Annotated in this window: 9 protein-coding genes and 1 tRNA gene; 6 read left to right on the forward strand and 4 right to left on the reverse strand. The window is 51.1% G+C overall.

Annotation, left to right across the window (positions count from 1 at the left end):
• The first annotated feature begins 24 nt into the window (after positions 1 to 24).
• Both QET40_RS11370 and QET40_RS11375 read left to right on the forward strand, forming a co-directional pair.
• Complete coding sequence (locus QET40_RS11370) at positions 25 to 1,005, forward strand: ABC transporter ATP-binding protein (protein ID WP_280127292.1); 981 nt, start codon at positions 25 to 27, stop codon at positions 1,003 to 1,005.
• 105 nt (positions 1,006 to 1,110) lie between these two features.
• On the forward strand, positions 1,111 to 2,604 hold the full coding sequence (locus tag QET40_RS11375) for an arylsulfatase (RefSeq protein WP_280127293.1): 1,494 nt from the start codon (positions 1,111 to 1,113) through the stop codon (positions 2,602 to 2,604).
• A gap of 733 nt (positions 2,605 to 3,337) precedes the next feature.
• On the opposite strand, the gene QET40_RS11380 is transcribed toward QET40_RS11375, so the two are convergent.
• From QET40_RS11380 to QET40_RS11395, 4 genes are all read right to left on the reverse strand, one after another.
• A complete protein-coding gene (locus QET40_RS11380; RefSeq protein ID WP_280127294.1) occupies positions 3,338 to 5,431 on the reverse strand; it encodes a family 20 glycosylhydrolase in 2,094 nt (697 codons plus the stop codon).
• Between the two features lie 37 nt (positions 5,432 to 5,468).
• Complete coding sequence (locus tag QET40_RS11385) at positions 5,469 to 8,768, reverse strand: discoidin domain-containing protein (protein ID WP_280127295.1); 3,300 nt, start codon at positions 8,766 to 8,768, stop codon at positions 5,469 to 5,471.
• Positions 8,769 to 8,837: 69 nt separating this feature from the next.
• Complete coding sequence (locus tag QET40_RS11390) at positions 8,838 to 9,167, reverse strand: cupin domain-containing protein (protein ID WP_280127296.1); 330 nt, start codon at positions 9,165 to 9,167, stop codon at positions 8,838 to 8,840.
• Positions 9,168 to 9,233: 66 nt separating this feature from the next.
• Positions 9,234 to 9,326: transfer RNA gene (locus QET40_RS11395), tRNA-Ser, on the reverse strand.
• A 252-nt stretch (positions 9,327 to 9,578) separates the two neighbouring features.
• Here QET40_RS11395 and QET40_RS11400 point away from each other — a divergent pair.
• From QET40_RS11400 to QET40_RS11415, 4 genes are all read left to right on the forward strand, one after another.
• Positions 9,579 to 12,182 carry a mechanosensitive ion channel family protein gene (locus tag QET40_RS11400; RefSeq protein WP_280127297.1) on the forward strand — a complete coding sequence of 868 codons (2,604 nt, stop codon included), beginning with the start codon at positions 9,579 to 9,581 and terminating at the stop codon, positions 12,180 to 12,182.
• A gap of 58 nt (positions 12,183 to 12,240) precedes the next feature.
• Complete coding sequence (queF, locus tag QET40_RS11405) at positions 12,241 to 12,651, forward strand: preQ(1) synthase (protein WP_280127298.1); 411 nt, start codon at positions 12,241 to 12,243, stop codon at positions 12,649 to 12,651.
• An 18-nt stretch (positions 12,652 to 12,669) separates the two neighbouring features.
• Positions 12,670 to 13,335: a 7-cyano-7-deazaguanine synthase QueC gene (gene queC / locus QET40_RS11410; RefSeq protein ID WP_280127299.1), complete on the forward strand. Its 666-nt coding sequence runs from the start codon at positions 12,670 to 12,672 to the stop codon at positions 13,333 to 13,335.
• Positions 13,336 to 13,562: 227 nt separating this feature from the next.
• Positions 13,563 to 16,052, forward strand: coding sequence for a hypothetical protein (locus QET40_RS11415; protein ID WP_280127300.1), 2,490 nt, complete (start codon positions 13,563 to 13,565; stop codon positions 16,050 to 16,052).
• The last annotated feature ends 90 nt before the right edge of the window (positions 16,053 to 16,142 follow it).

Raw genomic sequence — 16,142 nt, forward strand, 5'->3', positions numbered from 1 at the left:
AAACCACACCTCCTCTCCGACATCATGCTTCTGGATGTCCGCCATCTCACAACACATTTCCGCACGAGAGCCGGTATCGTCCGCGCCGTCGAAGATGTGTCGTTTACCCTTAATCCCGGAGAAACACTGGGGATCGTCGGGGAATCCGGATCCGGCAAATCCGTTACCTGCTACTCGCTGATGAGGCTCATTCCCATGCCTCCCGGAAAAATAGAATCCGGTCAGGCCCTCTTTAACGGAACTGATCTGCTTCATTGTACAGAAGCAGTGATGCGCCGCATCCGGGGCAAACGCATTTCCATGATCTTCCAGGATCCGATGACATCGCTCAATCCTTATCTGCGCATTGGAGAACAGGTTGCGGAACCCCTTGTCATTCACGAAAAGATGTCTCGAAAACAAGCTCTGAGCCGAGCCATTGAAGAATTGGCTCTCGTCGGCATCCCTGATCCGGAACAGAGGGCAATGGCCTATCCGCACGAATTTTCCGGAGGCATGCGCCAGCGCGTGATGATTGCCATGGCCTTAATCACCCGACCGGAAATCCTCATCGCCGACGAACCTACGACCGCCCTTGATGTCACCGTCCAAAAACAGGTGCTGGACCTCATCAAACAGCGCCAGCAGGAACTCGGCACAGCCGTCATTCTCATCACGCACGACCTCGGCGTTGTTCGCCAGTATGCGGATCGTATCAACGTCATGTATGCCGGAGGCCTCGTTGAGAGCGCCCCAGCAGGCGATCTCCTCCTCCATCCAAGGCACGCGTACACCCGTGCCCTCCTCCGTTCCATCCCCGGCATGCAGTCCAAGGGCACTCCTTTGTACACGATTCCCGGCCTCCCTCCTAACTTGATATCCCCTCCGTCCGGCTGTACTTTCCGCCCCAGAAACACGCTGGGCACTCCGGAGCTCTGCCTCAGAGACCGCATCCCGGAACTCATCGAAATCCAACCCGGCCACTGGGTGCGCAATTGTCCCGGCTGCCTGGCTGATGCTCCCTGATCCCGCCGTCTTCCGATTAATAGGTTTCGAATTCTTACCCATTTTTTTTTGACTTGGGAATGGAAGTAATTACTATGAGTTAGTTTTAATTTTTTCTTCCTTCCCATGAAAATTCCAATTTTTTTCGTTGCGGCGGCGTACGCCTTATGCTGCTTTGCCAGTCAGGGGGCCAAACCCAATATCGTACTCATCAATGCCGATGACCTGGGATGGGCGGAAGTCGGTTGCTACGGGCAAAAAAAGATCAAAACGCCCAATATTGACAAGCTTGCCACCCAAGGGCAGAAATGGACTTATTTCTACTCCGGAGCTCCCGTCTGCTCTCCATCCCGCAACGTTCTGATGACCGGACGCCACACCGGAGTCAATGACGTTCAGGACTTGAAACGCGTCGATCCGGGAGAAAGCTGGGACGATCTGCGTGCCGGAGACTGGCCTATAGCCAAAGAAGCCTACACCCTTCCCGAAGCCTTGAAAAAGGCCGGATATGCTACAGCCATTTTTGGAAAATGGGGCATTGGAGAATTCGGGACAACAGGTGCTCCGGACAAGCACGGAGTCGACCGCTTCTACGGCTACACCGACCAGAAAGCCTGCCACTCCTACTACCCTCCCTTCATCTGGGACAACGGGAAAAAAGTCGCTCTGAACAAAAAAAATCCTCCCGCCACAATTGGTCATATTTTCGGTCCCCTCCCCAAGGGAGAAATCAACGCGGACGACTACCGGGGAGAGGTTCATTCCTCTGATTTGATCGCAGATAAGATGCTCGAATTCGTCAAGGCCCACTCCGATCACAAGCAACCCTTTTTCCTCTACTACGCCCCACTAGAACCGCACGTTCCATTGCAGCCCACGCAAAAATGGATCGACGAATACCCGACGAAATGGGATCCTACCCCCTTCCGAGGAAATGGTTACCTGCCCCATCCCCGCCCCAAGGCCGCCTATGCCGCCATGATCTCCCAGATGGACCACAATGTCGGGCGTCTGCTGGATACCTTGAAGGCTTGCGGACTGGAAAATAACACCATCGTCATCTTCACCAGCGATAACGGCACTACGCACGATGTCGGAGGCGTCGACCATAAATTCTTTAATTCGGTGGCCGGATTGCGTGGATTGAAAGGTCAACTCTATGAAGGCGGCATCCGCGTACCCGGAATCATCAAATGGCCGGGAAAGGTGACACCCGGTACAATCATCGACCAGCCGGCCTACCACGCCGACATCATGCCGACACTCTGCGCCATCGTCGGAGCAAAACCCGGCAAACCGTTGGGGACCGATCTCACCCCCGTCATTCTCGGCAAGAAAAAATCCCTCCCCAACCGTAACCCCATGGTCTGGGCCGGAGGCGGATATGGAGGACAGGTTGCCGTACGCCTCGGAGACATGAAAGTCGTCCGGCGCAACCTTTTCCCCAAGAAAAAACCGGATAATTGGGAAGTCTATGACATCTCCAAGGATCCTTTCGAAAAAAATAACCTTGCAGCTCAGCACCGCGACTTGATCGACAAAGCCATTGCCATTCTGGACCGGGAATACCGCCCCTCACCCGGTTTCCCCTCCCTCCAATACAAGGCAAAAGAATCCTGAGCTTTTCCGTTGGGATCTACATACTTAACTAACCATACTATTTTCTAAAATTTTCGTCATCAAAAATCAGGTTGATGATTTGACAATCTTTTATCCTGATATATACTAACACCAGATTTGACCATCAAATCACCAACCTGACTCTGCGAGTTATACAACTCCTTCTGTCTACATTTCCCATTTCAATCGAAACCTCAAAAATAGAAAGAAATGTGAATATGCTGATAATCGTTGTAAATGTAGTTATTAACTTCTTAAATTTATTAATTGATTTATTAACAGGAGGAACAGGGGTTGTGGGGAAGTTGTTTAGACATGGGTTGTATAACTCCTGAAAGTCAGGATAACCCTCAAGGTTAACCAAACCTTGCTTCTCCTCATACCTTAATTTTTATTATATAACATGATTTTATTATCATGTTTTTCTATTTTTCTAAAGTGCTAATTTTGAATACAAAAAAGGTCAACCAGATGAACGGTTGACCTTTCAAATATGCTGATAAGTGGAATCTATCTCATCTCAAATACAGCTTTTGCTGGGAATTGTCCTCCTGATTGATTCATTGTACCATCAGCAATCACTTGAGTACCTGAAAAATTCAAATTCAGAGTAAAACCATATGAAGTGTATAGTTACCGCAACTCAAGAATAGGTCTGTTTTTTCAAAAATCAATAGCAAAATGGTCTACTTGGTTAGTCAAGTATGTAGGCCCCTTTCCGCCTTATCCGGGCTCAAGGAAGAGCTGATACCCATTTATCCCCGGACTTGCGAACGGGGATAAATGTTACCGTCCAGTTCTGCTGAGGCACGGTAAACGGATTTTCAATCACGATCATATTGGTGCCCTTTTTAACGGGGATAGCCACAGGTTCGCGCGTCCACCAGAATTCCTCATCAGTAAAAGGGAGTTCATTGGGAGGCCGGAACCACGTGTTTTCCCGGTATCCGCGGCTACCGGGCATTTGCCAGTTCGGGCCTTTAATCTCTTGCCCGTTTACCCAAATCCGTGATCCGAAGGACGACCACTCTCCATTCCGGGGAATCCCGGAACAACGGCGGTTAGAACGCGCCGGGGCATCGAACCCGATCACTACATATTGAATCCCGTCGGCAGGAGACTCCAGTTCGGTACGGCACCAGACGGTCACCCCTGGAGACTCTTTTGCAAAAATTCCGCAGGGATCGACTCTGGTTTTCAGAGCCAGATACCCTCCATCCGCCTGCTTCGTCAAAGGAGAGAGTTCTCCGGAAACAATGAGACGTCTCATCGCTTCCACCTTGCTTCCATCCTTCACCGGCACAGGATCAGTCACCCTCCAGGAAACACCGCACTGGGGCCAATACGGAAAGGGACGCCCCAATCCTATTCCCAGTTTTTCCAAGCGTTGCTCAAACAATTCGAAAGCCTGAAAAGCCTCGCTGTCCCGGGGAGGCAACACTCCTTTGTAAAACGTTGCATCAATTGAAGAACCTTTCCAACTTCTCTCCGCAAAAGTCATGATTCCGGGCCACATGGGATTCTGCCGTTCGATCTGCTCGGGGTTATCGGCCCGGACATCATTCCACAGGCAAACAATTCCCCCCAAGGCTTTGTCATCTCCCCGTTCCTGCCCGCACATTTGCCGGAAAAACTGCTTCCTGACCATAACGGTTGGATCCAGAACATTGATATATCCTGCAGTAGAATCTATATACGCTCCCTTCTCCCGGCTGGGAATAACGGAAATTCCCTCATCATTCCACAATTGAGCCACCGCTCCATCCGCTACGGGTAACCCCGGTTTCCACTGCATCGGCCTTCTGCCGAGAGAGACTACTTTACCCGCCATGCGTTTGGCAAACTTCACCGGATTGGGAACATGGCACTCGTCTGTTCCGATATGAAGCCAGGGACACATCTCCCGGGGAATTTCCCGACAGAATTCATCCAGCAGCTTTTCCAAAACATCCATGCCCTGAGGGCTTTCCATAGGAAAACCAAAAGCCTTTTTGAAGTAATCGCTATGTCCTGGCATGTCCAACTCCGGAACCACCATCACATGTCTCTTGCGAGCGTAAGCAATCAAATCACGGATCTCGTCGTAAGTATAAAAAGCCCCGGGATCACGCCCCTTTACCTGGAATTGAGGATCGTTCAGCCGGGGAAAAGACTTGCACTCCACACGCCAGGAGGGACTGTCCGTCAAATGCCAGTGGAAGAGATTGATTTTGAAGCGCGACATGAGATCGATGTGCTTCTTCAACGTATCGATCGGCATAAAATTCCGTCCGACATCGAGCAGGAATCCCCGGTGAGGAAATGCCGGCATATCCCGAATCTCAGCGGAGGCAAGAACCTCCTGTCCCTGGTCGTTTTTCCCAAGAACCAACTGACGCAAGGTCTGGAGTCCATAAAACAAGCCTGCTTCCGTTGCTGCCTCCAACTCAAAACGATCCGGCCATGTCCGGAGAACATAACCCTCAGAACCCGTAGCAAGTTTACCGTTCAAACGCACGGAGGAGATTCCCTTTCCCGGTTCCCCTTTGACTACACGGATACCGGGGAAAATTTCCTTCAATGCCCACAGGGTAGAACCACCGGAAAAGGCACAGGCTGCAATACCCGGAGATGAAGCTACACAATCCGTCTGTTTTCCCCAGGCAAGCTCGCAAGGGAATGGAAGCAACGCCACCGGAGCCTTTCTCTCAAGATCCAATGGATGGGGAGAACGCCATGCCGGCAGAGTCTCCGCCCCGGCAGACAGGGACAGCGCTGCCGGGCACATCACCCCGGACAGACTCAACATACCAACAGCACAAAAACGAAGCAAAGTGGGAGTCTTCATTGCTATATTCTCAAATATTATCGCTTAAAATCAATAATTATATCCCGGGCTGGCGGTATAGAATCCATTCCGCCATTCCGATCTTGTTAACGCCAGCCCCGGAATTCACCTGCGTAAGCGTCACCCGGACATAACGGACATTCTTTACGGGAACCGGGAAAAACTCCGGCTTGAAATACTGCCCCGCCACCTGACGCTGGTCCATCACCTTGTTCCAGTTTTTTCCATCGGAGGAAACCTCCATGTCGTAAGTGTATTGGGAACTGTCCTTTTCCCAATAAATCCGGCTGCCAGTCAAAGTCTGCGGCGATTTGAACTCCATCGTCACCGACTGGGGACATTCGGATGAAGCCGACAACCAGCCGGAACCGATCACCGTTTCTCCATCACGGAGCTTATCCGTTCCTCGATCCGGTTCAGAAGGGGCTGAAGCAGTCAAGCACACTACATCGGCATTGGGAACAGGTTCCCCAGGAGACAGTTCCTCCCCTTCTCCTAGGGGACGAACGCGAATTTCCCGGATGGAGGCCCAACCCGCCTCGCCTTCAACTCCCGTCACTACCACTCGGACATAACGGGCATGAGTACGCACCGGACTCAAGCTGCGCCCCTGGACTGCTTTGCCTTCTGCAGCAGGGAACCATGTTTTTCCATCTCCGGATGTTTCCAGACGAAAGACATAGGCAAGAGGATTCTCCCAGATGATCTCAACGGCCGACATGGATGCAGGAGCCTTCAGATCTATCTCCACCGTCTGGGGGAATGAACCATCCGAGGCAGCCCAACGGGATCCTTCGTCTTCATCCGTCACCGCAGCAGCAGGATTTTGCTCCTGAGCGGAAGAAATCGTTACAGGACACCCCGCCGCCAAATTGAGGAACAATTCAGCCTTGTCTTCCAAATCGGCCTCGCTGCGCGTCCACCGGGGCTCCTGTCCCGGTACAAAACGTCCTGTAAACGGGAGGGATTCCACAACCGCTTCGCCAGCTTCCAGCCCATCGGACGAAGCTTTCAAAATAAGTTTTCCTGGAGAGTTCCCCGTCTTTGCAAAGAAAAAGCCGATTCCGCCATCGGGCTGCTGGTTCTCCACCCGGATGCGCGGCATCTTTCCTCCGACGAGGGCCCCTGCCCCTTCCACACCAACCCGGACATTCCCTTTGAAACCGGGAACTACCGTCCCTTCGGCATCTACGACTTTGACATGCACGGGGATCAGGTCGGACCCATCCGCTACAGGAGCAATCCCTTTCAAATCCGGCTCCACAACCACGCGGGCGGGATTGCCGGGAGTGGACACGGCATGCGTTTTGACAAGCTTCCCGTCCAGATAGGCTTCGGCCTTCAGTTCACCAGCCTCATAACCGGACAGAGAAAACCGGAAAATCGGACTGCCTCCCTTTTCTCCAATATGCGGACATGCCTTCAAGGCTTCTTCACGCGTTTGTTCACCGACGAATTTTCCATTACGGTAGAATTTGACACTGTCACAATTGGAAAAGACATCGACATCCAGAGAAGAATCGGGCGAATTAGTACTGGCAACAAATACTTTCGGTCCATACTGGGGATCCCTCGCCGGCTGCATCGTCTCCAGCCAATACGCGCTATACTTGCCGAAACGGTCAATATCCACTGCTCCGCTGCCAAGTGTGACAGAAGCCGAGCCGCGTGCATAATCGTTCCAACTCCACAAACAATAACCGGCGATACGCTTGTTGGCATCCAGCCCGCCCCAATCGGGATAACCGCGACCATTGAGCTGATCCTGCCGGGCATGAACCTGGTCCAACATAAGAGCTTCCCCTTGCTTCCGCAAAGACTGATGTCCCCAATCTCCCCATTCACGTGTCAGGAAAGGCTTGTCGGGATTAAAATCCTTCTGCACGCCATCCAGAGAACAATCCACCACCTTGTAGCAGGCATCGTAATACTTTCCGTGATAGCCATAGTCCGCCGCCGTATACATCTGGTTCCCCGGGTACTCGGCATGGGCAATCTCGGTAGACTCACGAGCCCACTGCTCGGAATACCCCGTTTCATTGAGGGACGTCTCCCAAAGAATGACGCTGGGACGATTACGATCCCGGCGGATCATCTCACGCGTATCCCGGTGAGTCCTGTCGTAAAACGTCCGGGATTTCCCGAAAAACTGCCACCCGGGCTGACACTCGATCACCAAAAGCCCGAGCTCGTCGCAGGCATCCAGAAAAGCGGGATCCTGGGGATAGTGCGTCGCACGGACAAAATTGAACCCATTGTCCCTGATCTGCAAGGCATCCCTGCGCTGCATGGAATTCGGGGCTGCATCCCCGACATTCTGGTAGCTTTGATGCCTGTTGGCGCCGCGCAAATACAACTTTTTCCCATTCAAGTAAAAACCATCCGGCTTAAAGGCAATCGTACGGATCCCGATACGGGTTTCCACCACATCTACTGGCCGCCCATCGACGACAATTTCACTCACCAGCGTATAGAGGTAGGGGGATTTCGTATCCCACAAATGAGGATGAGGTACATCAAGCTTTTGTTCGAAATGACGGTCGTCTCCGGAAGAAAGGGAACTCGCCGGGGTCTCCCCACGTGCAACAATCCGTCCGTCCGCATCTTTCAATAAAGTGCGGACCTTCAACCCGGCTGCCGCCTCCCGGTCGTTTTTAACATGGGTTCGGACATGAACCGTCGCCACTTCTTCGGAGACACTCGGGTACGTCACAAATACGCCGCCACCCGCCACGCGATCCGCCGACAGGGGATCCGTAATATGCAGTTTATCCGTCACCTTCATGGCAACGTCCCGGTAAATACCTCCGTAATAATGGAAATCCAGATTCGCCAGAGGCTTTCCAGGAGGAGTATCCGGATTGTCCCTGTTGGATACGCGCACGGCCAGCACATTAGATTCCCCCCATTTGATTTTGTCCGTAATATCCAGGGAAAATCCGATATATCCTCCGTTTCTGGTACCGATTTCTTCTCCGTTCAAATAGTACGTACTGTCAATCATCACCCCTTCGAAATCCAGCACAACACGCTGGTTGCGAAATTCATCCGGTACCGTAAAATAACGTCTGTACCAGCCAATGCCCTGATAAACATTGGCCACTCCGCCGCAATGCTTGGTTTCCAGGCGCATCGTATGGGGGAGAGTTATCCGGGCAAATCCGGAATCATCGTACCCCGGCTTCTCGGCACCCGGTTTTTCTCCGCGCCAAAACCCCCAATCACTATTGAAATTCAAAAGTGTCCGAGCCTCGGCAATAGACATGACAGCCACTCCGACCGGAACCATAGCCGCAAACACGGCCCATCCATACAATCTGCTTCTCGAACTTCTCATAAGCGATGCAAAAGATACGCTCAAGAGGGAAGCGATCTTACAGCAGCTTTGTCACCTCCGCCATTCTCTTCAGGAAAGGAAATCCATACGGCAGGGCGTAAATACATCCAGTAACCTCCCTGCCTCCAGACAACGGGTACCATGCATCACCATCGATGAAAAATGCAGGGAGTCACCCTTGCCGACCAGGCGGGTCTCATCGCCGATCGTAAATTCAAAAAGTCCCTCCAGCACATAACAAACCTGTTCATGCTCATGATTGTGGAGTGCCCCGACAGCCCCCGCGTCGAAAGATACCTCCACCATCATCAGTTTCTCGTCATGAGCCAGTATCTTCCGTACAACGCCATCCCCTAAATCCTGTCCGGATACGGAATTGTAAAACACAAATGAACTCATGACCAACAATAGTAAAACATGCAAATAAAAAAGCTCCCTATTGCCGGGAGCCTCATATCAACCTGATGGCGGAGCGGGTGGGATTCGAACCCACGGTACCGGTTGTGCCAGTACGCTCATTTAGCAAACGAGTGCTTTCGGCCACTCAGCCACCGCTCCGTTAACAAGGTTGTGGGCAGGAAATTACCACTTTCCCCTTATACCTGTCAATACCGGAATTGGTGATTTTTCTCTTCCTAGGAAACCGTAATGTATCAAGCCAATTTGGATAGCCGTAAGCTTGAGTTATGATGCAGTCGCTGTCCCGATCACGTCAAATTTCCTCATTTTTGTCCGGAATCATGCTCTGCAACCGGGAGTCCTCACTTGACCGAAAGGATGAAAGAACATAGAACTAGCGCGTACATCTCCATGATATCCCGCCTTTACCTATTGATTCTCTTGCTCCTTGCATTTTGGGCCAATCCAATGCAATTGGAGGCGGTCGAAAAGGAAGCCACCGTTGATCAAACAATTCAGGCCCTCTCTGCCGAATTGTCCAACCGCTTAGACACGCTCCCCAGGGAGATGACTCGCTTCGACTCCCTCAGGAACGACTATATGAACCAAAGGACGCGCCTGAAAAGCAGTTTGGATGAACTGGCCGTTGTCCTCTATTCGCAAAGTTACGCCAACTTTTTCTCACTCACCTATTATTGCCAGAGAGTCGCCGACATCAACACCACATTCCACGGAAAGCATTTTCCATTCAACCGTTTCAGGAGCTTCATCCTCAGCGAACAGCAAAAACTATCCCAGCTCAAGCTGGCATTGGAGAACATCGATCCCTCCTCTCTTTCCTCTGCCGGGAAATCCGCCCGGGAAAAAGCCATCGGATCATGCGATGAGCTCAACAGCAGTATCAAAGCATTTGACGAACAAGTCCAAGCGGACGAAAAATTGTTCATCCAACTTGGAAAAGAAATTGAAGAACTTAACACTTACGCCAACGGAAACACCAATTCCGTCAATATCAAAAAATTATCCCTTCCTCAAAAGGTACAGGCTCCTTCCTCGGAAACAGAGCAAGTGGAAACGAAAACAGACAGTATTCTACCTGCTCCAGTCGCAAAAATCCTGGATACGGCAATCGATACGGTCTCCACGGCCCCGCATCCAGCCCCTGAAAACCAAAATGGTTCCATTGGAAATGACGGTCAAATGTATGAAATGATGAATCAGGCTTTCTGGCAGCCCATACCCATTATTTCAAATTTCAAAGACAACTGGCCATCTTTCATTGATGCCCTCCGTACAACTTACACCAAGGACACCGGAACCATCAAAAACAAAGAGCTTCGCCTATTGGGCATTTCGTTTTTCATCTTTTTGGTCGTATGTTACCTAGTCTCCAGACTCATCTTCCGAGTCTTCCTCAAATCCTTGATGACCAAAAGAAACGCTCTTCCTAAAATACCGTTCTATACGCTGGCAGGCACTTTCATCCTCCTGGCCCTCTGCTTTATCGCCGTCAATACCTTCCAAAATCTGGACGTCATGGCAAGCATCACCCTTCTGGGTACGGAGTTTTTCTTCATTGTCGCCGCCATCATCCTTTCCCTGACAATACGACTGCCTCATGAAAAAATGTGGGCCGGATTGCGTCTTTATTCTCCGATGGTTGTCCTGTGCGCCATTTTCGTTTCTTTCCGCATTTGCATGGTGCCCAACATCATCATCAACTTTTCCCTTCCTTTCATCTTCCTGATCATGGCTTTCCTCAACGCCCTGCTGGTCAGAAAAACGGAAAAAAGCCTCCCCATGATCGATCGTGCCTTGAGCACCGTCTCCCTGCTTGTCACCATCGCCGGAACCATCGCCTGTTTCAAAGGATATTGCTTCATGAGTTTCCTCTGTACTCTCATCTGGATCATGCTCATGAGCAGCCTCTTGTTCCTGTCGGCAATTTCCCAGCTCCTGCATCAGTTTCAGGCCCGCCTCAACAAAAAGAGCCCGACAAACAATACATCATGGTTTCAGATACTCGTCACCAAGCTGGCTCTCCCCCTGATGAGCGTCATCCTGATCATTTACAGTTTCCTGTGGCCTGCGGATATTTTCGACATGACTCACATGCTCACGGACTGGTCTTCCAAAGCCTACTCCATCAACGATGTTATCAAAGAGCTCTCTGTCAATAACATCATAATCATTATCGTCATAGGAATCATCCTCCACTACTTGATCTCCCTGGGTAAGCACACCCTTCATGAAATCTATAAGGACCAGTACGAAACGGGTGCCATCCCCACCTTCATCACCCTTTCATCCTTCGCCTTGTGGGGAATTTTCATCTTCACGGCACTCACCATCGTCCATGCCGACTATCACGGTCTCCTCATGGTCATGGGCGGCATGAGCATGGGTATCGGCTTTGCCTTGAAAGATACCATCGACAACATTATCTGCGGACTCTCCCTTATGTTCGGGCGGTTGCGCCAAGGAGACATCGTAGAATGCGACGGCATCCGCGGCAAAGTTTCATCTATCGGCTACCGCACCACTTTCATCGAAACAACAGACGGCTCCATTATCGCATTCCAAAACAACCAGTTATTCAACAAGAACTTCCGCAACCTTACACGCAACCACCTCTACGAATGCATCAAGGTCGAAGTCGGTATCTCCTACGGCACCAATGTCGAATTCGCCCGTCAATTGATCCTTGATGCAACGCGGAAAATCGATGTCCTCTCCAAAATCAAGAATACCCTGGTCGTCCTGGACAATTTCGGGGACAGCTCCGTCAACCTCGGAGTCTGGGTCTGGGTTCCAGTCCGAGCCAAAGCATCCGCCCTCTCACGAGTCCGCGAAGCCATCTACCATACATTCAATGACAATGGCATCGAAATTCCTTTCCCACAACAGGACATTTACGTCAAATCCTTTCCTGAGCAACCCCAGGAACAATCTTCTGCCTCGACAAAAGACATCCCCCCTACAGCCTCTCCGCCAGTAACTCCGTCCGTTTCCTGAACCGACTACTTCGCTTTTCCAACCTGACCCGTTCAACTTTTCATTCATCTCCAATACCATGAGCAACGATCTGTCCCTACTCGGAGCACAAAGCTCCTTCTATACCAATCCTGACGATGCCAAACTGGAAGCATTCCCCAACAGAACGCCCGGACGCCCCTATGTCATCACGCTTGATACACACGAGTTTTCCTCGCTATGCCCCGTCACCGGCCAACCCGATTACTGCCACATGACCATCACCTATGTCCCGGCTGAAAAATGCGTAGAGACGAAATCCCTTAAATACTATCTTGCTTCCTTCCGTAACTACCCGTCCTTCAACGAGCAAATAGTCAACCGCATCGTGGACGACCTCGTTGCCGCCATCCAGCCACAATGGCTGAAAGTAGAAGGCCGTTTCTCGCCCCGCGGCGGCATCCAGCTTACAACCACGGCCGAGCACTGTCCGGAAAACCGCCCCCTTTAATCCAGACCTCCACACATAATGGACCGTCAACAAGTCACAGTCCTGCTCAGCGGCGGTCTGGATTCATCCGTAGCCCTTCACTGGGCATCCCGATACCATAACGTCCGGTTGGCTCTCAGTTTCCACTACGGATCCAAGCATGCCGTCCATGAGCTCGAATGCGCCCGCCTTCAAGCAGACTCCCTGGACATCGAACACCGGGTGATCGACATTTCCGCTATCTCCCGCCACCTCAAGTCCGCTCTTCTGGAAGGGGGGGATCCTATTCCAGACGGCAATTACGACGAATCCAACATGATCCAGACCGTTGTCCCCTTCCGCAACGGGATTTTCCTCTCCATAGCCGCCGGAATTGCGGAAAGCATGGAATCGACCGCTCTCGTTATTGCCGCCCATGCCGGAGATCACACAATCTATCCGGATTGCCGGGAAGAATTCATGAAAGCCATGTCCGACGCGATCCGCTTGGGCACCTATGCCGGAATGGAAATTCTCCGCCCCTTCATCGAATACAGCAAAAGAGACATCGTCCGTACCGGCCACGATCTCGGCGTCGATTTTTCCAAAACCTACTCCTGTTACAAGGGAGGAGATATCCATTGCGGCACTTGCGGTACCTGTATGGAACGCAAGGAAGCATTCCGGAATGCCGGACTTCAAGATCCGACCAATTATCTCCGATAACCGGAAAATTCAGATTTCCGGAAGAGTTACTCCTTCCGATCTAATCCAAATCTAATTCTTTCATTGTCAAAAGGCATGCCTTCTTTCAGGGCATGCCTTTTCGTTTTCTCTCATCTACTCTTTGGTCTGGTGGTACTCCTGTTTCAGAGACATTCAAAATGTTCAAAATCCAACAAAGTTGTAAAATGAACGACAAAAGAGTATAAAATCATTATATAGTGAAGAGTATGAGTTTGAAAAAACTGCTTCTCTCCTTCTTCCTGACTGCCATTCCCATTGCTCACGCCCACACCAACATTGAGCAAATCAGCAATTGGGTCACTATTTCCAATGCAAAGAACACGCTCTCCTTTAACCTATCCGATGGATTTTACTACATGTTGGATGAAAAAGGGGAAAAAGCTATCGACTATGCCTACTTTCAACTCGGAGCTCTCCATTCCAAGGACAAGGAAGCCACACGAACCTACTCCGCGGCAGATGTCAACGATGATTTAGGAACAGGTAAATGTCTGACGGTCAATGTTAATTTCCAGAATGACGTCAATATCATCTGGCAAGTCTTCATGTATGATGACGCTCCGTATGTCGTGTTCAACATGGGAGTCGAAAACGATACCCGGCAAGATTACCGCCTCGCCGTATTCCATCCTCTTACCAGCCGTAGTTCTTATGCAGGAAACGACAACACGGATCATTTCAAGGCCCTGGACGGTCACGGAGGCGGTGCCCGTACTCTTGTGAGCGACAATACCGGTATCGGATCCTTCAACAACCTTCTTTTCCGTTTCGGGACCGGAAACGCTCTCCGCATCTTTGTTGCGGGAGGATTGACTTACAAAGAATTCGAGAAATTCGTCACAGTCAACCGACAGAATAAAAAGATGTGTGTTGATATCTATGCAGAAGATCCCGTCGGAAAGGGCGTCCCTGCCGGCAGTCGGTATTTGCCGGACGAACGATTCTACGTCTGTCTTAATAATCCCAATCCGTTTGAGGCGCTGGAACTTTACGGGAAAACGCTCAAAACCGCCCAAGCCATCAAGTTGAATTACTATGATTTCCCCACAGAATGCCTCTGGTATGCCAGCTTCTACAACCGGGACAAAAATCGTCCGCGTTTCAATGACTCCAAGGGAGCCGTTGAAGAAATGAACCGTGCCATACAATCCGGAGTCACCCGCTACACCCGCGTAGCCATACGGCTTGTCCCGGATGCCTACGGTCCGGATAATCAGCAAGGATGGTGGGACGACGAACATTGGGCCAGATACGGAGAACCCATGTCTTCCGAAGGCCCCCACTACGTCGCTCCTTACTTGACGACCAAAAGCTGGGCCGGAGAAATCCTCTCCAAAGGAGGTATTCCCATAACTTACTTCCAAGGCACGCGACGCTCGGAGGACTATGCGAAAGAGCATCCCGACCACATGCTGTTCAATACGGTACGAAAAGTCATGAACCAGCCGGAACGTTTGAGGTACAAGGTCACTCCGGGACCGGAGTATGGAGATACCAACCAATTCGAACTCTCCGGAGGCTACTATAGTCACTGGTGGACTGATAAAATGGTGTGGAGCTATGACTTGACCGATCCCGGATTCGTCCAACACATGCAGGATGTATATCGAAACCTCCACGATGCCGGTATCGCCGGGATTATGTACGACTACCCGGATCTGACAGGATGGGCCTACGAAGGAGGATTCGAGGACAAAAATGCCACTACAGCCCACGCTTACCGGGAAATTTACCGACTCGCCTACGAGGGACTCGGCGACAAATGTTATCTGGATGAACGCAATCTTCTACGCGGTTCCGACATTACGCTGGGACTGGTCGCCTCCCAGCGAGTCTGGACGGATACAGATATCATCACCCCCGAAATGGTCACACGCTGCGGTCTGCGCTGGTACAAGAACCGCGTCGTCGTCAACTACGATATGGATGCCAAAGACCCCGTCAATGTCGCACCCCTGGAAAATCGCGATGGTAATAAAGCCATGTTAACCATGTGTTACGTCACCAGCGGACGTTTCCTGATGGGACGGGGATTCGCTCAACTTTCACCGGAAGAAATGAGGGATTTCTCCCGCACCTTTCCCTATCACACGTCCCCCCAAAGCGCACGCCCTCTTGATGCTTTTCACAGCCGAGACAACTTCTGCCGCGTGTATGACTTTGCTGTAACGCCCGACTGGCATCAATTAACCTTCTACAATCCCGATACCCAAAAACCGGATACCCTGAGCATTGCCCTCGGTGCCTCACTCAACGAGGGTGGTATGGAGCTTGCCCCCCAGGCATCCTATCATGTGTACGACTTTTGGAACGATTGCTACATGGGACTCATCCAGGGAACGGATGTACTGACCCAGACGCTCCGCCCCGGGGAAGCACGCATGCTCTCCATCCGCAAAAAACAGACAGTTCCCCAGTATCTGTCCACCAATCGGCACCTGATGCAGGGCTATATCGATATGAAATCCTGCACATGGGACAAATCGCAACACAAATTGAAGGGATGTTCCCTCGTCGTTGCAAACGAACCATACGAAATCATCGTGGCGACAAATGGAATGACGCCTGACAAAGCCGAGGCAGAAGGCGCCGATATTACCATCAACTCCATTCCCGGACACAAGGATTTAATCAAACTGATCCTCACTTCATCTCGCGGAGGCGAAACCACATGGAATCTTTCATTCAACAGCTAACATCCCATTTATAGACAATACATTCCAGAAATAAAACAACTATTATTTACCCCAGGATTCATCCGAATAGAGATCAAACAGCGACCGCAC

Origin of the sequence: Akkermansia sp. N21169, assembly GCF_029854675.1 — a bacterium.
Taxonomy (GTDB): domain Bacteria; phylum Verrucomicrobiota; class Verrucomicrobiia; order Verrucomicrobiales; family Akkermansiaceae; genus Akkermansia.

Excerpts from the sequence above, each read along its gene's own strand:
- QET40_RS11375 (WP_280127293.1), top strand. The coding sequence starts at position 1,111 with ATGAAAATTCCAATTTTTTTCGTTGCGGCGGCGTACGCCTTATGCTGC.
- queF (WP_280127298.1), top strand. The coding sequence starts at position 12,241 with ATGAGCAACGATCTGTCCCTACTCGGAGCACAAAGCTCCTTCTATACC.
- QET40_RS11400 (WP_280127297.1), top strand. The coding sequence starts at position 9,579 with ATGATATCCCGCCTTTACCTATTGATTCTCTTGCTCCTTGCATTTTGG.
- QET40_RS11415 (WP_280127300.1), top strand. The coding sequence starts at position 13,563 with ATGAGTTTGAAAAAACTGCTTCTCTCCTTCTTCCTGACTGCCATTCCC.
- QET40_RS11380 (WP_280127294.1), bottom strand. The coding sequence starts at position 5,431 with ATGAAGACTCCCACTTTGCTTCGTTTTTGTGCTGTTGGTATGTTGAGT.
- QET40_RS11385 (WP_280127295.1), bottom strand. The coding sequence starts at position 8,768 with ATGAGAAGTTCGAGAAGCAGATTGTATGGATGGGCCGTGTTTGCGGCT.
- QET40_RS11390 (WP_280127296.1), bottom strand. The coding sequence starts at position 9,167 with ATGAGTTCATTTGTGTTTTACAATTCCGTATCCGGACAGGATTTAGGG.
- queC (WP_280127299.1), top strand. The coding sequence starts at position 12,670 with ATGGACCGTCAACAAGTCACAGTCCTGCTCAGCGGCGGTCTGGATTCA.
- QET40_RS11370 (WP_280127292.1), top strand. The coding sequence starts at position 25 with ATGCTTCTGGATGTCCGCCATCTCACAACACATTTCCGCACGAGAGCC.